Below are 17015 nucleotides of genomic sequence, written 5' to 3' on the forward strand. Positions count from 1 at the left end.
GGCGCCAATCAGTCCCGGCCCCGCCGTGACGGCTACGGCATCGGGGCGTTGCCCCCCGGTTTGCAGCATGAGTTGTTCCAGCAACAGCGGCAGCCGGCGCACATGATCCCGGGAGGCCAGCTCTGGAACCACCCCGCCATAAGGAGCATGCAGATCAATCTGACTGAACAGGACTTCACCCAGTAACCCCTGGCGGGTGTCATACACAGCCAGGCCGGTCTCATCACAGGAGCTTTCAATACCCAGAATACGGGTGGCGGCCGATTCAGACATGCGCCGATTTCTCCTCCGCCGCAGAACCCATCACCGGGCGCTGATTTTGGGCGACGCATTCTTGTAACCACAGCAACTCCTGTTCGGAAAAACCTCCGGCGCGGCGCGCTTCCAGGGCTAACGGGCCCTGAATACGGCCCCGGTAGCGTTCCTGCAGCAATTGACGAAAAGTCTGTTCTGCATCCAATCCACGTTGTTCGCACAAATAACGAAACCAACGACTACCAATGGCCACATGACCACGCTCATCTGTTTCAATGCGTTCCAGCACAGCGGCGGCGGCGCAATCTCCTGCCTCCTGCAATCGCTCGCGGATAGCAGGAGTCACATCCAGACCTCGCGCCTCAAGAACACGGGGTACCAGAGCCATACGCTCCAGAGGATCAGTCGCTGTATCCATAGCCATCTCCCAGAGACCATCGTGGGCAGGTAAATCACCGTAATCACCACCCATAGCCTGGAGCAGTCCGCGCAGCAGAACAAAATGCTCCGCCTCTTCCTGGGCAACCTGCAGCCAGTCCTGGTAATAGGCCACGGGCAGATCGACAAAACGGCAAAGCGCATCCAAAGCCAGGTTAATGGCATTAAATTCAATGTGAGCCAAGGCATGGAGCAGGGCAAAACGACCAGTCTGGGTGCTCAGTGCCCGACGTCTGGGTAATTTTTTGGGCGCGACCAGCTCAGGACGGGCAGGTCGCCCCGGGACGCCGGGACAAGGTAACAGTGCCGCCCGGACAGCACCCGTACAGTGCAGCGCCCGAACCTGTGTCACTTTTTCGGTTGGGTCTGTGGCTAACAGCGCGCTCAACACCTCTGTAGCAAAATCCCGATGCTGCTTTTCTTCAGTGACATTCATCATGTCAACGCACCTGCTTCCGGACCATTCAAAACACAGAATATAGCACATGCGCTGCTTGATTCTGTGGAAAGCCATTTATCAGATTCTCCTGATAGACTGAATAGATGACATAAACAAATAATAACACTTTTTTATTTGATTTAATTTTCACCGCTGGTGGTTTTAAACCACTTTATGGCGGTGCATATCAACCAAAAATGGTGCAAACCTCCGATCAGATGAGCAGGAATCAAAGCATTACAGTAGTTAGTAATATTGGCATAAGCCTTGCAAGAGCATAGGTGCAACAAAATTTATCTTATTCACAAAATTTATGGGGTGGAAGTGATGATCATTGAAAACTCTCTCCCGATCTTGCTCAGTCGACTGGATTTTGCCTGGATTACTTCCATGCACATTCTCTGGACGCCTATGACGATCGGCATGTCCTGGCTGCTCTTCATCATGGAAGTCGCGTGGCTACGTACCGGCAATGAGCGTTGGTACAAACTTAACCGCTTTGTCGAAAAAATCTTCATCATCAATTTTGGCGCGGGGGTCGCTACCGGTGTCACCATGGAAATGGCTTTTGGTATTCTTTATGGTCCTTTCTCTCAAGCCGTAGGGCCCTTCTTCGGCAACATCCTTGGCTTTGAGACCATTACCGCCTTCATGTATGAAGCCGGCTTCATCGGCCTGATGGTGTTTGGTTGGGGTAAAATCAGCAAGGGTATGCATCTTTTTGCCACTTTCAACGTCGGTTTGTCTTCTTCATTATCTGCCATGTGGATTCTGGTGGCCAACTCCTGGATGCAGACACCTGATGGGATTGTACTGAAAGATGGACTTTTCCAGGTGACCAACTGGTGGAATGCCATTCTGAATGACAACTTCCAATGGGGTTTTCCCCACATGTGGATGGCCACTGTGGAATTGGCGTTATTTGTACTGGCGGGACTCAGTGGGTTTTTCATTCTGAAAAATCGCAATGCCGAGCTATTTACCAGACTCCTCAAACCGGTACTGCTGGCGTTGATCATCGTGACGCCTTTGCAGATTCTTATCGGGGATAACATAGGCCGCGTGGTCGCACAAACCCAGCCGACTTCACTGGCGGCTATGGAAGGTCACTATCACACCTATTTGCCCGATGGCAAAGTGAATACCGGCTGGCATCTGATCGCCATTCCCAACGCCAAAAATGACGGCAATGTGTTTGCCATCACCATTCCGCATGTACTGAGCCTGCTCGAAACCCATACCCTTAACGGCAAAGTTACAGGCATGGATAGTTTCCCGGCTAATGATCGTCCGAATGTCTGGGTGCCCTTCTACTCATTCCGGGTCATGGTAGCTATTGGCTTCTTCCTCTTTTTTGTCGCCCTCTGGGGTAACTGGTTGCGCCTGCGTGGCAAGCTCAATGCTACGGAGCTGCGTAAGCATCCCTGGTTTTTGCGGGCCATGGTTTTCTCGGCATTCCTGCCTTACCTGGCCATCTGGTGTGGTTGGTGGACCCGTGAAGTGGGACGGCAACCCTGGGTAGTTAACGGCCTGATGCGGACTTATCAGGGAACCAGCCATATGCCGGTCGCCATGGAAATCATCTGGTTTGTGGGTTACATCATTTTCGAACTGACTGTATGGGCGGGTTCCTGGTACTTCTTTACCCGCGTCATCAAGAAAGGGGTAGATGATATTCCAGACTCCAGCACGCTGTTTGATCATGATCATGCGGATGGTGCTGATGTTAAAGCCGGTGGTGGCCATGTGACGCCAACCTTCGCCAGCAAACCCATGCTGCGTTCGGATCGCTGATTCGGCTTTACCCGCATCTTCAAAATCATGACGGGGAGCTCAGCTCCCCGCATACAGCTACTGGAGTAATATATGGACCTTTTATCAATAGGACGCATCGCCGGAACTTTAACGACCTGGTGGTGGCTGCTCCTTTCTCTCGCTTTTTTCCTGTACATCGCCACGGACGGTACGGACCTTGGCGCTGGCATTTTCGCTGTGTTTTCTAAGGACGAAGAAGAACGCGGCGCCATTATGGCCTCCATGGCTGGCATGTGGGACGGTAATGAAAGCTGGCTGGTCGTAGCGGGCGGCGTGCTTTTCGGAGCCTTTCCACTGGTTTACGGTTCGGCTTTCAATTATCTGATGATTCCACTGATGTTTGCGCTCTGGGGCATTATTGCCCGGGCAGTGGCCTTTGAATTTCACATTCATGCCAAGAAAAGCAAACGGTTCTGGGGATGGGCATTTGCTGTTGGCAGCTTATTTGCGACCTTTTTTGCCGGAGTTTCATTGGGTGCTACCCTCCAGGGTTTTCCCATGAAGTCAGGATTGGCCATGCAGCCAGCCCTCGCCGCCCATGGCGTTTTTGCTCAGAATTATACCACTCCAATCATGCATTTTTCGGGTGGCATCCTCGACTTTTTGACGCCTTTTTCCATCTGGACAGGGGTTGGTGCGGTCATCGCCGCCAGTCTTGCCGGAGGGCTGTATTTGTGTGCCCGCTTCATTCCCGGTGATCCCATTCATGAACGGGCTCGTAAATGGACGAATGTTGTTTCCTTACTGGCTCTGGCTGCTATTGTCATTACACTGGTCTGGTCTTACGCACTCTTCCCCTGGGCAGCTGCCAAGTGGACCGGTTCGGATTGGTGGATCTGGTTGATCTGGTTCATTATCGTGCTCATTTTCGCCTTCAAGTCCTCCACCAATCACTCCGTACGCAAGGATTTCAGCGCGATGATGTGGGGTATTGGCGTGGTTGCCCTGTTGTGGGCGGCCATGTGGGCGACCATTTTCCCCTACGTGGTGCCCAATACCTGGACCATTGTGCAGGCGGCCAATCCGGCAGATTCCATTGCCGTATTCACCCTGTTCATGACGGGCTTCTTCCCCATCATGATCATGTACAACTGGTATCAGATTTGGGTATTCCGTGGCCGCTTCAGTAAAAAGATGGCCTACGGAGCGCACTAAAAGCGTATCGGCGATGTTCTGAAGATTGCCTGAAACAGAACATCGCCTTTTTCAAACGGGGTAAAAAATGTCTACGGTATATGATGAAAATTCTTTAAGTACGGCGCTGGATATTATTGAAAATATTGAATCTCGTTATGGACGACTTGCAGATCGCCTCGGCGAAGTCCGCAAATCCATGCCGTCGGAAAATATCGAAACCATAGCGGACCAATGTTTTGAGCTGTCTGTCGAGATCATGCGTTACAAACACTACTTTTCTTCGGTCAAAAAGCTGGTGGTTGGTAGGCAGGATATTGGTCTGATTCATTTATTATGACACGAGCATATTTTGATTAAACGGTTTCAACATAAGCCATTAGGAACCCATGGGAAATCCGAAAAAGATCATCACCCCACACTGCTTGATGTTCTGAACATACTGGAAACGCGGCTGGATATTGTTGAAGAGCAATGTGCCGAAGTACTGCAATCCATCCATATTCGTACACGCACGGAAGTGGACGATCAAATTGCCATTATGGATGCCGAAATCAATCGTTGCCAAAAATTATTAAAAATCATCAAAAATACCATGCATGAACCAGAGTCAGAGAACTAAAATCATCCAGACGTGTCGAATATCCGTATGAAACTACGCCATCACCATCAAAAATCACGTTCCCGGTTTCTTTCTGCAAAAATAGGGGCTATTCTAACTGCAGCCTGCGTAACAGGCTTATTATCAGCAAATGCTTCAGCCTTCGCCAACACTTTTGATTCCAGTACCAACGCCAGTATCCGCACACAAAACCCGCAAGATTGGCAACAAGTCTGGCAAATTCTCGCCCTTACCGGATACGTACACCTGGTTTATGGCACGTATATGGGTCGTTACGGGGGAATGCATACAGTCGCCGCATGGAATATTCCCGTGCCCAAGGCCCTGCAAAAAATTTCCAACAACTGGGGTTATTCCCCTTTTAATCCCGCTTTTCGTAGCGGCCTGATCCAGTTTGAACGCGCAGATCATTTGCTCAATCGCCGAGGCATCTCACGCGGGCGGGTTACTCCGGAAGTCCTCTCGGCCCTGCGCGCGCCGATTCCCAAAAACCGTTTTCCGTTTCAATGGATTAAAGTCGACAAAAGCACGCATCCTGAGCATCTGCAGATCTGGCAGGTGCCACCTGATCCTCAGGGAAAAGGACAATGGATTTACCGGACAGTCGTCAACACCGGGGTCATGCATTCCACCCCGGATGGTAGTTGGCCGATTTATCAGCGTCTTGCCAAAACCACCATGACCGGTAAATTCCCTATTGCGGTAAGCCCCCACGAATACCATTTACTCCCTGCCTCAGACCGCAGTATTTATCATGGCTATCATGTCCGCTGGCAACACTATACCGCACCCAATGTGCATTTCGTAAACTACTTTTACGATGGCCGCGCCATTCACTTTTATCCCCGCAAAGGCTACGGATGGCCTCAAAGTGCGGGTTGTGTGGAGGAACCCTACCAAAACGCACGCAAGGTTTACGCCCTGTTACACTATGGGGATATCGTTTCGGTCATGGGACATTACCACAGGAAATCGTTAAAACTTGACCGTGCAGCCTTGTTGAAGAAACAAATTATTCGAGAAATAGCGGCCAGCAAGGCCGACTGAATAAATAGCTTCGTGTTCAGCCAATGACGTCGCAATCAAAATTATCCATAAAAAATGCCCCCAGCGGGGGCATTTGAGGGAACAAAAACCTTGAATCAGACTTTTGGGGTACCCTGCTGATCGATCCAGACCTGTTTGGCCAAACCGTAAGGGAAGCCACCCTGGATCATGGTTTCACGAATCACCCGATTAGTATCCCAGTAAACCTGCCAATAGTGGGCATTATTACAAAACGGGAAAACCGCCAATTTGGGGCCGATATCCGTAAATTCGAAAATTTCGACAAGTGGCGCAGGATCACTGAGCACGTTGGGAATTTTTGCGAGATTCTGGCGCAGCAGTTCGCTGGCATGCACATGATCGACATCACTGGCCAACTGACACTTGAGCTCAACACGACGATAGGCATTGGATGAATAGTTTTCAATAGTACCGCCCAGCACCTTGGCATTGCCGTGATAAATCCGGTCATTGTTCAGCGTGTTGATACCGGTAAAAAACAACCCGATTTCTTCAACGGTTCCCATGGTATCGTTTATCTGAACGAAATCCCCCACCTTGTAAGGTCTTAGAATAATCAGAAAAGCGCCTGCAGCAAAATTGGCGAGGAGTCCACTCCATGCCAGACCCAAAGCAACGCCCGCACCGGCGATCAGTGCTGCAAAAGTAGTCGTCTGCACACCAAAATAACCGAGGATGGCAACAACCAAGGCAACATTAAGCGCCACATTGACAACATTAACCGCATAGCGGGTCAGTGTAGGATCAATGTTTTGCTTGTCCATGACTGTTTTCAAAAGCTTGTCCACTAAACGGATGAGCAGACGCCCCACAATCCATAAAATCAGCGCAGCAATGATCATCATGCCCGCTTTGGTACCATAACGGATGACCAAATCCCAGTAATGTTCCAGATTCATAACGGCTCCTTTGCAAAATTTATTGAATACTTCTTAGCGCCTTCTGGGTAGAAGGATGCAAATCATGCCTGGGAAACGACATCAGCTCTCCGCTCGGGCAGAAAAGCAAATGCATTATTTCCCAGTGAAATCCTTATAGTATGCGTAAGGAATATTTTCAATGAATTTTTCGGGGGACGCCATTAAACCATACCGTTTTTATAACTTATGAATTACTTTTGTCACAACTGGCTGATGATAAATCACAACGCATGTTCAATAAATAAAACAAAAAGCTGTGGAAGGGCGTAATGGTCGTTTCCTGCCCGCCTTTCCCACCAGCTTACCTTCCTACAGGTATTTGTTGGCAAAAATGGCTCACGACTCCGCCTTTAACGCATGGTGATGCACCGATCGCCCAAACCACACATAAAAGGCCGGAATCACAAACAGGGACACCAGGGACCCAAAGCCCAAGCCACTGACAATGACCAGACCCATGGAGAATCGGGCATCGGCATTACCACCACTGGCAAAAAGCAGGGGCACGGCTCCGGCAATCATGGCTGCCACCGTCATCAAAATGGGCCGTAGCCGTAAAGTGGCTGCTTCCACGACGGCATGGCGCTTGTCCAGTTGCTTTTCTTCCTGCATGACCCGGGCAAATTGCACAATCAGAATCCCCTGCTTGGCAATCAGACCAATCAGCATGACCATTCCTACTTCCGAGTAAATATTGACACTGGAAGCACCGAGACTGATGGGCAACAACGCCCCAAACAGAGCCACCGGAACAGCCGTGAGCACCACCAGAGCATCCCGGAAGCTGTTGAACTGCGCCGCGAGCAGAAGCAGCACCATCAGCAGGGCAAAGGCAAAAGTGATCGCCAGCGCATTGCCCTGATGCACATACTGGCGGGATACGCCGGCATAATGGATCTGATCACCACTGGGAAGAATTTTTTGGGCATGAGATTGCAAAAACTGCAGTGCTTGTCCCAATGACACGCCGGGGGCCGGGTTGGCCTGAATAAATACAGCCGGCAACTGCTGAAACTGCGGTAAAAATGTCGGTGCCGATTCCGACTTCAGGGACACAAAAGTGGACAGAGGAATCTCTGCACCAGAAGGCGTTTTGATGGTATAGGCCTTGAGAAAATCGGGGTTGGCCCGCAACGCTGGTGGTACTTGTGGCACTACCCGATAGCTCAAACCGTCCATATCGAAGTAGTTGACGTAGTTACCACCCAATAGCGTCTCCAGATTTTGCCCGATATCGGCCATGCTGAGTCCAAACGATGCAGCCATTTGCCGATTAATGACCACCTGCTGAATCTGGTTGTTGTACTTCAGATTTTTGCAGACAAAAGAAAAAAGGCCGCTGGCTTTGGCTTCCTGAACCAGCTTGGCAGAAATTTCATCCAGTTGATGATAGGAGCCTCCCGTGCTGGTCAATACAAACTGCACCGGCAAGCCGACCGCTGCCCCGGGGAGTGGCGGCAAGCCAAAAGCGGACAGTTTCATACCGGGCACCTGCTCGGCCAGCTTCTGCACCTTGGTTTTGACCTGTTGCGTGGTCACAGCGCCGCGCTCGGGCTTCAGAACCACGCCCGCCATCACCTCATTATTTAACAGCATGCCGCCAATACCCACCCCGTTGACCGCAAAGCTATGACTGCGGCTGGCAATTTTGTCGAAAACCGTATTCGTCAGATAGTGATCATAAGCATTCATGTATTCCAGCGTCGCCGTGGGTTGGGCAACGCCGTTCACATAAACAATGCCCTGATTCGCAGGAGGTGCCAGCTCACTCTGGCTGATGCTGAAAAGAAAATAGATGCCTCCCGTCAATACCAGGGCCAAAGCCACAGTTGCCGGCCAAACCCGCAAACTGGCGAAAAGAAGGCGTCCGTAAAAGGCCTTCAAGCGTCCGAATACATGATCCACCAAATGGGCGACCCGGCCCTCCTGTCCCGCCTTCAGGACCCGTGAAGCCAACATGGGCGCCAGGGTCAGGGCGGCAATCATGGACAACAGCACCGTGGCCACAATGGTAAAAGCAAATTCGCTGAATAAGTGGCCCACCAACCCGCCAATAAAGGCCATGGGTGCAAATACGGCCACCAGCGTCGTGGCCATCACCAGAATCGGACTGGCCAGTTCCTTGGCACTGAGCAGTGCCGCATGTAAAGGGGTTGCCCCATGTTCAATATGACGATGGACGTTTTCCACCACAATAATCGCGTCGTCCACTACCAGACCAATAGCCAGCACCATCGCCAACAGGGTCAGCAAATTGAGGGTATATCCCAGAGCATGCAGGATGGTGATGGCTCCTACCATGGCCACAGGAATCGCCAGTGCCGGCACAATCAGCGCGCGCCAGGAACCCATGAACAAATAGATGACCAGGATGACCACCAGTAGTGCCAGGCCAATATTGATTTCCACTTCCTGCAGGGAGCTTTTGACAAACTGGGCACCATTATAAATGGTATACCCCTGCATTCCCGGAGGCATGGTCGTCTTCAATTGGGTCATGACTTTGTGAATACCCTGGGCGACCTGCAGGGCGTTACTGCCGGGGGCCTGCTGAATCCCGATATTGACAGCCGGCTGTCCATCCACCATGACGGATGAATCATAAGTCTGAGCCCCCAACGATACCTTGGCGACCTGCTCCAGATGGATGGGTACGCCGTGCACCGTCGCCACGACCAGATTGCGGAATTCTGCCGCGCTATGCAGGGCTGTATTGGCACTGAGAGATACTGCTGTATATTCGCCGCGCAACCGCCCTACCGCCGCGACAAAGTCATTTTTCTTGAGCGCATCGCTGACTTGCGCCGGGGTCACTCCCAATACCGCCATTTCCTGCGGATTCAGCCAGACCCGCATGGCGTAAGTATTACCGTTAGGCCCGGTACCCGGAGGCAGAATGGCGGTCAGACCTACGCCTGGAACCGATTGAATGGCGGGCTGCACGACGCGGGTCAGATAATCGGTAATCTGCTGCTGATTAAAGCCCTTACCGTGGTAACTCAACAGCATCAGATAAGCCCCTGAACCAGACATTTCCTGAACCACCGGTTGCATGACCCCCTTGGGCAGCTGATTCAGGACCGTATTGACCTTGCTTTGCACCTGCGATAAGGCGGCATTGGGGTTTTCCCCCATCCGCATATACAGGGTCAAAATGGAAATACCGTCTTCACTGACCGCCGTCATATAGTTTATGCCCGGGGCCTGACCCACAGCCTTTTCCAGAGGGGCGGTGATAAAAGCGTTGACGGTTTTGGGGGTGGCCCCAAAATAGTGGGTCGTGACCGTAATCATCGAACTATCGGTAGGCGGATATTCGGTGATGGGCATCAGCCCCAGGGAGCGCAGGCCAAAGAAAAACAGTACCAGGCTCAGGGAAATAGCCAAAATCGGACGTCGGATAAATGGTTCGGTAAAATGCATGTTGGTCTTCGTCCCTATAGATGCACAGCATTATTGATTTGCACGGAGTCGCCACTGTGCAGCTTCACCTGCCCGGCGGTAACCACCGTATCCCCGACCTTGAGTCCGGAACGAATCACCGTATCCTGGCCCTGCTGCGTGCCGGTGAGCACTTTTTGTTCGCGAGCGATCAGCCGATGGTCCGGCCCGGGACTCAGCACATAAACAAAATCACCATAGGTATTGAAGCTCACCGCAACAGTGGGAATCAGCAGTGCTGCTTTGGGCGCCTCTTTTTCCAGAACCACACGCACAAACATACCCGGCTTCAACCCCGGTTCGGCCTGGAGCAAGGCTCTTACACTGAGGGCACGATTATCCGCATTCACATGACTGGATATCGCCTGTACAGAAGCGCCGTAGTGCCGAACCACCTCGCCATCGTGAATATCCACCTGCACCGGCGCAGCTTTGTGCAGAGTCTGGGCATCGCGTTGCGGAACGGTGAAATCAACATACAAATGCTGCAGATTTTCCAGATGCACCACAGCGGTTCCCGCATGAATAAATTCACCGGTATTGACGGTGCGCAGACTGAGCACTCCCGAAAAGGGTGCGCGGAGCTGCGTGTCGGCAAGCGACTCCTGCAATGCCGAAACTTCTCCTTGAGCGGCCTCGGCATCATATTGCGCCTTGTCCAGAGCTGCGGTAGATATACCGTGAATGGCATAAACCTTTTGGGCGCGTCGATAATCTACCGAAGCCAGCTGGGCGTGAGCCTGGGCTGCTTGCAACTGTCCCGGCAAGGCACCCGGGTCCAGGGCGAGGAGTAACTGCCCCTTGCTCACCGTTTGTCCCGAATGAAAATACAGTTTCTGAATAACCCCACCGACTTGCGGGCCAAGGGCGGCGCCCTGCTGCGGCACCACCTCGCCAACGGCTGTCAATTCACCCGCGATACTGCGGGTTTTGACCTTGACCGCAGAAACCGTCACCGCCGGATTGGCAGCAGCAAGCAATTGGGTATGCAAGCGTTGCTGCCGCCATGCATACCAGCCATACACGGCTCCAAAAAGCAGCACAACAACCAATCCTAATAGAAGAAAAGCCTTTTTCATGCGGGGGCTCCTGCAGTGTTTACAATGGGGGTGTCAGAGGGCACAGAATGCGCTTTGGATTCTGGTTGATCCGGTTGCCAGCCATCACCCAGCGCCACAAACAGCGCGACACTATCCAGATAACGCTGACTGCGGCCTTGAATAGCGGCGACAGAATCCTGTTGATAGGCAATTTCGGCATTCAAAACCGTGGCATAGTCCGTAGCACCATCCCGATATCGGGCCTCGGCCAGGTGCAGGGCCTTGGCAGAAGATTGCTGAGCCTGTTTTTGCTGAATATAAGCCGTATCGGCACCCTGCAGAGTGCGCAAGGCATCTGCCACTTGTTTAAAGGCATTCAATACCGTGCTGCGATACTGGTCACTGGCTACCTGATACTGATCCAACGCCGCACGACGCTCTGCATGCAAGCTGCCGCCATTATAAATTGGCGCAGCCAAGCCAGCGCCCAGTGACCAGAGGGTGGAAACCGGGTTGAAAAACAGGCCACCGGTCATGGCTGCCTTGCCAATCTCCGCAGAAATGTTGAATTGGGGATATAAATTGGCTGTCGCCACATCGGCCTGGGCAGCAGCGACCTTAATCTCCGCTGTGGCTGCCTGGATATCCGGACGATTTTCAGCCAGCGCCGAAGGAATGGTCGTGGGCAAGCGGGCTGGCAAATGCAGACTTTGCAGAGCAGGAATACTGAGGGCCACATTCGGCGTTTGCCCCAACAACGCCGCCAGGGCGTGGCGGGCTGCCGCCAACTCTGCCGCAAGAGGGGCAATGCGGGCACGCGCAGCGGCCGTCATGGCAGCCTGCTGTTCTACATTCTGCAGATTTTGATCACCCAGTTTATATTCCTGCTGCAACAGTTTCAGCAAACGGGCATCGGCTGTGGCAATCTGCTGGGCTGAATGCAACTGGGCGCGAGCGGCTGCGCCACTGATGATAGCCCGACTGACGTCTGCGGCCAGAAATACTTCACTCTGATGCAAATTGGCCTTTGTCACCGCCGCCTGTGCCCGGGCTGCATGGACCAGATCTTTCTGCCGGCCAAACACATCCGGGTTATAGCTGACGTCAATGGTGCCCAGGAAAAGGCTATAGAGATTGCCCGGAATACGGTAACTTTGTCCTCCGTCGGCACCTGTCCGCAAGGCCCGCGCGCGACTGATTCCCGCATTTGCAGAAACCTGCGGAGTTAAGCCTCCCTGCGCAGCCACCATCAGCGACTGCTGCCTTGCCAAAGCCGCATGGGCTGCCTGCAAATCCGGATTAGCCTGCATGGCCTGCTGGATATAGTTATTGAGCGGTTTTGAATGAAACAACAACCACCACGAACGCGCCTGCTGCTGCGTCCACTGGACTTTTTGCTGGTCTGCCGGCAAAGCAGCGGGATGGGCATTATAAGATGGCGGCGTACTCATCTTCGGTACGGACCAATGGGGGCCCACTGCACAACCTGCCAAACTGATCATCAAACCCGAGCCCAACCATATGGCGGTGCCCCGCCTGCGTATCCGGGGTCCCGGCCAGCGCCGGGCCGCAGCATTTTCCTGTGCCATGTATCATCCTTGTTCAGGTCCAATGGAAGTTCAGGAAAAGCATAACGGAGTGGCCTGTAACAATCGTGCGCAGACACCGCTCCAATATGTAACAAAGTGTCTGTTTATTTCCGGATCGCCCCGATTGTTACATTTAAGTTTGGTCTATCCGCATCCGGGGAGTACAGTACAACTCATGGAAAACAAAGCGCGAATTTTAGTGATTGATGATGACTTGCGACTACGCAGCCTGGTGGAATCCCATCTGAAGGGCTATGGTTTTATGGTTCAGGGCATGGGTGATGGTCGCCAGATTGAAGCCAGCCTTGCAGAAAACCCGGTAGATCTCATCATTCTCGACCTGGGTCTTCCCCATGAAGATGGCCTGCAGATATGCCGACGCCTGCGCCAGCAGCACGACGTGCCTATTCTCATGCTCACCGCTCGGGGGGACGAAGTCGACCGGATTTTAGGACTGGAAATGGGTGCCGACGATTATCTGGCCAAACCCTTTCATCCCCGTGAACTGGTTGCCCGTATCCAGGCCATTTTACGCCGGGTCCGGGGCAGTGCGCCCAGAACCTCAGGGGCCACCGCCAGCTTTGAAAAAGGTCCCTTTCGGGTGGACATGGGCCGCCAGGAAATTCATCTTCATGGCCAGCTCATCTCCCTGACCAGCGCCGAATTTTTAACCCTGGCCACACTCATTCAGCATGAAGGACAGGCACTGACGCGTGAAAAACTGATGTGGTTGACGCGTGGCCGGCAACTGGAAGCCGATGACCGCAGTATCGACATGCAAATATCGCGGCTCCGCCGCCTGCTGGACAAAGGCCCCGGTCGCCCCCGGCACATTCGTACGGTCTGGGGACACGGCTACCTTTTCGTGGCCGAACCCTGAACATCCGTACCTTTTGGCCCCGTAGTACACTGGGGCGGACCCTGCTGCTACTCGGCCTGCTGCTGCTTGGCACCCAAGCCGCTGTTTACGTCCTTTTTCATCAGTATGTGATGAATCCTGCCGCCGAGCGCTTTGCCGAGTTTCTGCTGCAAACCGACCACGCCCTGATCAGTAGCGGGGCACAATATGCCCCCACCGGAAACCTGCAATGGCGGCCTGCCAGTGCCAAACCGGGCAAAATTCCGGACAAGTACTTCATGGATAAAACCGCTCACTATGTCCAGCAGCAGGTACCGGGGGCCAGACTCCGCGTAGGTTTGGATGAGGGGAGCACTACCTGGATGTGGATACGCGGTGGTCCTCATCAGCCCTGGCTGGGCATGCCGGTATCTCCAATGAGCTTTGGTGGGCAGGGATTCATGTTCATGCGTCTTGGAGTCATTGCGTTGGTGACTTTGCTGGGAGCCTGGTTGATTGTCCGCCAGATTAACCGGCCCCTGGCCCGCCTGGCGGCTGAAGCTCCACGCATTGGTCTTGGTGACACCCCCGACAATCTGCAGCCCATCGGTGGTCCCCTGGAAGTCCAGCACCTGACTCAGGCCATTACGGGTATGGCCAATGATCTGCACCGTCTTCATGAAGAACGCACCCTGCTGCTCACGGGCATTTCCCACGAACTCCGGACACCGCTGTCCCGACTGCTTTTGATCCTGCACTTGCCCGATTCAGATTTTCTGGAACAGAAATCCGCCATGCGTGTGGATGTCAACGAGATGGACGAAACCATCGACAAGTTTCTGACTCTCGTCCGCAGCGGGGATCAGGAAAAAGCCGTTGTCGTCAACGTGCGGAACTGGCTGGAAGAAATGCAGGAAATTGCCAGGGAACGCTATGGACTGGACATCCGCGTTGCGGAAAACCATTTTGCTGTGGCTGAAAATTCTATTCGATGTCGCCCCTTGGCGCTGGAGAGAGTGTTTCGGATTATTTTCGACAATACCCGCCGTTACGGTGATGGCAGCCTACAGATTCGGGTTCTCAGTCATCCCGGGCACACGGAAATACAACTGCGGGATTACGGCCCCGGAGTTTCTGCAGCGCATCTCCTGGCCATGAATCAGGGCACACTTCCGCGTCAAACCGGCCACGGCGCGGGTATTGGAATACGCATCTGCAAGCGCATCATGGACTTGCACGGCGGGACCATATATTTTGAGAATGCTGCAGAGGGAGGGCTGGTGGTCAGACTACAATTTCCAGTCACTGCGCCTCTCAGGACTTGACAAGCTTCCATTAAACAGGAATCATTCGCAAATCAAAAACGTAAATACGGATTATTCTTAATAATGACTGCAAGCAACTCCTCAATGCCCCAGCGTCACTCCCGCTGGTCTGTTTTTCTGATTGTACTTGGCCCCGGTCTGGTGGTCATGCTCGCCGATACCGATGTCGGCAGCATCATCACCGCCGCCCAAAGTGGCGCGCAGTGGGGCTTCAAACTGCTGCTGCTGCAATTCATCCTCATGCCGATTCTCTATATAGTGCAGGAACTCACCGTACGCCTGGGAATTTTCACCGGCAAGGGCCACGGCGAACTGATTCGTGAAACCTTTGGCACCGGCTGGGCTTATTTATCGGTAGCCGGACTGAGCATCGCCACTACCGGCGCTCTGCTGACCGAGTTTTCAGGCGTTGCAGGGGTTAGCCATCTCTATGGATTACCGCGTGCCGTGGGCGTTATTCTCGCCGCAACCACCCTGCTGATCATTGTCTGGACCGGCTCCTACCGGCGCGTAGAGCGCATTGCCCTGATCATGGGCCTGTTTGAACTGGTCTTTTTTGGGATTGCCTGGGCCTCTCACCCCAATATTCAGGATATTCTCCACGGCCTGACCCATGCACCCATTACTAACCAGGACTATATGATGCTGGTAGCAGCCAACATCGGTGCCGTCATCATGCCCTGGATGGTGTTTTATCAGCAGTCCGCTGTTGCCGATAAAGGACTGCATCCCGAACATTATCGTCATGCCCGTTGGGATACGGCCATTGGTGCGGTCCTCACCCAGGCCATCATGGCCGCCGTACTGATTGCCACAGCGGCCACTATCGGCCGCCTCAATCCTAACGCACCCCTGAATACCGTCCATCAACTCTCCGAGGCCATTACCCCGTACCTGGGAGACACCTGGGGACGCCTGGTATTTTCCATGGGCATTCTGGGTGCTGGCATGGTAGCGGCCATCGTTGCCTCGCTGGCTGGAGCCTGGGGCTGGGGAGAAGTTACCGGATTCCGCCACTCCCTCGAACACCATCCCAAAGACGCCCCATGGTTTTACGGAATCTATACCGCCATCATCATCGCCGGTGCCGTGGCCGTAATCAGCATACCCGACCTCGTCAGCCTGGATATTGGTGTGGAAGTCATGAACGCCCTGCTGCTGCCCCTGGTTCTTGGTTTCCTGGTCGCTCTGGCAATGAAAGCACTACCTGCGGAGCATCGCCTGCGTGGCCCATACCTTTGGCTGGTCCTCTTTGTGGTCATTCTTTCCGCCGGGCTGGGTGTCTATGGCGGCTTGACCAGCATTCCCGGCCTCTAAAAGGCCAACATCCGCGTGCATATAAACGTCCATCAACAAGAAGGGGCTTTCTCACCGCAGATACAGCCTCTGCTTAGATGCTCAGCCAGTTTTGAACCCGCAACCCCCGCACCCGAGAAAACTCGGACTCATTGGCGGTGACCAAAACGGCATCCAATGCCAATGCATGGGCAGCAATTAACAGGTCATTGGGGCCAATGAGCGCGCCTGATTGTGTCAGCTGATTCCGAATTTGTGCGTAAAATTCATCGGCGGGCGCATCGAAAGGTGCAATTTCCAGCGCCGATAAAATGGCCTCGACCTGCGCTGTCAACCGGCTTGATCCTTTCTTCGCCACACCATAGCGCAATTCACAGGCTACGATGATGGAGGTAAATACAGCATCTTCGCCAATCTCGGTAATCGCTTTTGCAATAGTACCCTGGGGCTGCCTGACCAAATCCGAGATGATATTGGTATCGAGTAGATAGCGCGCCGCTGAGCTCACAAATCAATCTCATCTAATGCTCGAAGATCCTGATCAAGGTCCGGCATTGTTTCGTCCAGGGCGGATAACGTGGCTAAGGTGGCAAGCAAACCATGTCGGCGAATCGGTTCAATCACGATCCGATCGTCCTCTTTGCGCATTACCACCTCATCAGCGTCGAGTTCGAACTCCCGAGGGATACGCACGGCCTGATTGCGGCCATTGCGGAACAAGCGAACATGACGTTCAGAAAGCATGACTATCCCCACTATTGAATTGTTTTGCATATGCTGAAGCATAGGCCTTGT

At 53.2% G+C, this 17015-nt stretch carries 15 protein-coding genes and 1 pseudogene; 8 read left to right on the forward strand and 8 right to left on the reverse strand.

Going from position 1 to position 17015, the window contains the following annotated elements; genetic code table 11:
* Positions 1 to 273: pseudogene (locus tag HAP95_RS10370) on the reverse strand (tRNA (adenosine(37)-N6)-threonylcarbamoyltransferase complex transferase subunit TsaD); the annotation flags it as partial.
* The gene (locus HAP95_RS10375; RefSeq protein ID WP_215884149.1) at positions 266 to 1132 is read right to left on the reverse strand and encodes a ferritin-like domain-containing protein; all 867 of its coding nucleotides are present in this window, start codon (positions 1130 to 1132) and stop codon (positions 266 to 268) included. The gene HAP95_RS10375 and the pseudogene HAP95_RS10370, both read right to left, overlap by 8 nt.
* A gap of 327 nt (positions 1133 to 1459) precedes the next feature.
* Between HAP95_RS10375 and HAP95_RS10380 the strand changes: the two genes are divergently transcribed.
* The 5 genes from HAP95_RS10380 to HAP95_RS10400 all read left to right on the forward strand — a co-directional run bounded on the left by HAP95_RS10380 (position 1460) and on the right by HAP95_RS10400 (position 5750).
* Positions 1460 to 2926 carry a cytochrome ubiquinol oxidase subunit I gene (locus HAP95_RS10380; protein WP_215884150.1) on the forward strand — a complete coding sequence of 489 codons (1467 nt, stop codon included), beginning with the start codon at positions 1460 to 1462 and terminating at the stop codon, positions 2924 to 2926.
* 72 nt (positions 2927 to 2998) lie between these two features.
* A complete protein-coding gene (locus tag HAP95_RS10385; RefSeq protein ID WP_215884151.1) occupies positions 2999 to 4102 on the forward strand; it encodes a cytochrome d ubiquinol oxidase subunit II in 1104 nt (367 codons plus the stop codon).
* Positions 4103 to 4169: 67 nt separating this feature from the next.
* Entirely contained in the window at positions 4170 to 4421 is a 252-nt protein-coding gene (locus tag HAP95_RS10390; protein ID WP_215884152.1) for a hypothetical protein, read from the forward strand.
* A 12-nt stretch (positions 4422 to 4433) separates the two neighbouring features.
* Positions 4434 to 4703: a hypothetical protein gene (locus HAP95_RS10395; RefSeq protein ID WP_215884153.1), complete on the forward strand. Its 270-nt coding sequence runs from the start codon at positions 4434 to 4436 to the stop codon at positions 4701 to 4703.
* 27 nt (positions 4704 to 4730) lie between these two features.
* On the forward strand, positions 4731 to 5750 hold the full coding sequence (locus HAP95_RS10400) for a L,D-transpeptidase family protein (RefSeq protein ID WP_215884154.1): 1020 nt from the start codon (positions 4731 to 4733) through the stop codon (positions 5748 to 5750).
* Positions 5751 to 5845: 95 nt separating this feature from the next.
* Here the strand turns inward: HAP95_RS10400 and HAP95_RS10405 are convergent, their stop codons facing one another.
* From HAP95_RS10405 to HAP95_RS10420, 4 genes are all read right to left on the reverse strand, one after another.
* Complete coding sequence (locus HAP95_RS10405; RefSeq protein ID WP_215884155.1) at positions 5846 to 6670, reverse strand: mechanosensitive ion channel family protein; 825 nt, start codon at positions 6668 to 6670, stop codon at positions 5846 to 5848.
* A 357-nt stretch (positions 6671 to 7027) separates the two neighbouring features.
* Positions 7028 to 10114: an efflux RND transporter permease subunit gene (locus HAP95_RS10410; protein WP_215884156.1), complete on the reverse strand. Its 3087-nt coding sequence runs from the start codon at positions 10112 to 10114 to the stop codon at positions 7028 to 7030.
* 14 nt (positions 10115 to 10128) lie between these two features.
* Positions 10129 to 11211, reverse strand: a complete 1083-nt coding sequence (locus HAP95_RS10415) for an efflux RND transporter periplasmic adaptor subunit (RefSeq protein WP_215884157.1) — start codon at positions 11209 to 11211, stop codon at positions 10129 to 10131.
* The gene (locus tag HAP95_RS10420; RefSeq protein WP_215884158.1) at positions 11208 to 12761 is read right to left on the reverse strand and encodes an efflux transporter outer membrane subunit; all 1554 of its coding nucleotides are present in this window, start codon (positions 12759 to 12761) and stop codon (positions 11208 to 11210) included. Before HAP95_RS10420 ends, HAP95_RS10415 begins: the two co-directional genes overlap by 4 nt.
* A gap of 175 nt (positions 12762 to 12936) precedes the next feature.
* Between HAP95_RS10420 and HAP95_RS10425 the strand changes: the two genes are divergently transcribed.
* The 3 genes from HAP95_RS10425 (at position 12937) to HAP95_RS10435 (ending at position 16241) form a co-directional block, all read left to right on the forward strand.
* The gene (locus tag HAP95_RS10425) at positions 12937 to 13641 is read left to right on the forward strand and encodes a response regulator (protein ID WP_215884159.1); all 705 of its coding nucleotides are present in this window, start codon (positions 12937 to 12939) and stop codon (positions 13639 to 13641) included.
* 110 nt (positions 13642 to 13751) lie between these two features.
* The gene (locus HAP95_RS10430; protein ID WP_226832718.1) at positions 13752 to 14924 is read left to right on the forward strand and encodes an ATP-binding protein; all 1173 of its coding nucleotides are present in this window, start codon (positions 13752 to 13754) and stop codon (positions 14922 to 14924) included.
* A gap of 84 nt (positions 14925 to 15008) precedes the next feature.
* Positions 15009 to 16241 (forward strand): NRAMP family divalent metal transporter, encoded by a 1233-nt coding sequence (locus tag HAP95_RS10435; protein WP_226832719.1) that lies wholly within the window; start codon positions 15009 to 15011, stop codon positions 16239 to 16241.
* Between the two features lie 73 nt (positions 16242 to 16314).
* On the opposite strand, the gene HAP95_RS10440 is transcribed toward HAP95_RS10435, so the two are convergent.
* Together HAP95_RS10440 and HAP95_RS10445 are read right to left on the reverse strand one after the other, a co-directional pair.
* Entirely contained in the window at positions 16315 to 16728 is a 414-nt protein-coding gene (locus tag HAP95_RS10440) for a type II toxin-antitoxin system VapC family toxin (protein ID WP_215884161.1), read from the reverse strand.
* Positions 16725 to 16964: an antitoxin gene (locus HAP95_RS10445; RefSeq protein ID WP_215884162.1), complete on the reverse strand. Its 240-nt coding sequence runs from the start codon at positions 16962 to 16964 to the stop codon at positions 16725 to 16727. The genes HAP95_RS10440 and HAP95_RS10445 overlap by 4 nt, the downstream gene beginning before the upstream one ends.
* Between the last annotated feature and the right edge of the window lie 51 nt (positions 16965 to 17015).

The organism is Acidithiobacillus sulfurivorans, assembly GCF_018853815.1.
Classification (GTDB): Bacteria; Pseudomonadota; Gammaproteobacteria; order Acidithiobacillales; family Acidithiobacillaceae; genus Acidithiobacillus; species Acidithiobacillus sulfurivorans.

Bases quoted from the DNA above. Each gene is read 5' to 3' on its own strand.
- HAP95_RS10430 (WP_226832718.1), top strand. From the start codon at position 13,752: ATGAATCCTGCCGCCGAGCGCTTTGCCGAGTTTCTGCTGCAAACCGAC.
- HAP95_RS10405 (WP_215884155.1), bottom strand. From the start codon at position 6,670: ATGAATCTGGAACATTACTGGGATTTGGTCATCCGTTATGGTACCAAA.
- HAP95_RS10385 (WP_215884151.1), top strand. From the start codon at position 2,999: ATGGACCTTTTATCAATAGGACGCATCGCCGGAACTTTAACGACCTGG.
- HAP95_RS10420 (WP_215884158.1), bottom strand. From the start codon at position 12,761: ATGGCACAGGAAAATGCTGCGGCCCGGCGCTGGCCGGGACCCCGGATA.
- HAP95_RS10445 (WP_215884162.1), bottom strand. From the start codon at position 16,964: ATGCTTTCTGAACGTCATGTTCGCTTGTTCCGCAATGGCCGCAATCAG.
- HAP95_RS10390 (WP_215884152.1), top strand. From the start codon at position 4,170: ATGTCTACGGTATATGATGAAAATTCTTTAAGTACGGCGCTGGATATT.
- HAP95_RS10410 (WP_215884156.1), bottom strand. From the start codon at position 10,114: ATGCATTTTACCGAACCATTTATCCGACGTCCGATTTTGGCTATTTCC.
- HAP95_RS10435 (WP_226832719.1), top strand. From the start codon at position 15,009: ATGCCCCAGCGTCACTCCCGCTGGTCTGTTTTTCTGATTGTACTTGGC.
- HAP95_RS10415 (WP_215884157.1), bottom strand. From the start codon at position 11,211: ATGAAAAAGGCTTTTCTTCTATTAGGATTGGTTGTTGTGCTGCTTTTT.
- HAP95_RS10380 (WP_215884150.1), top strand. From the start codon at position 1,460: ATGATCATTGAAAACTCTCTCCCGATCTTGCTCAGTCGACTGGATTTT.
- HAP95_RS10425 (WP_215884159.1), top strand. From the start codon at position 12,937: ATGGAAAACAAAGCGCGAATTTTAGTGATTGATGATGACTTGCGACTA.
- HAP95_RS10375 (WP_215884149.1), bottom strand. From the start codon at position 1,132: ATGATGAATGTCACTGAAGAAAAGCAGCATCGGGATTTTGCTACAGAG.
- HAP95_RS10400 (WP_215884154.1), top strand. From the start codon at position 4,731: ATGAAACTACGCCATCACCATCAAAAATCACGTTCCCGGTTTCTTTCT.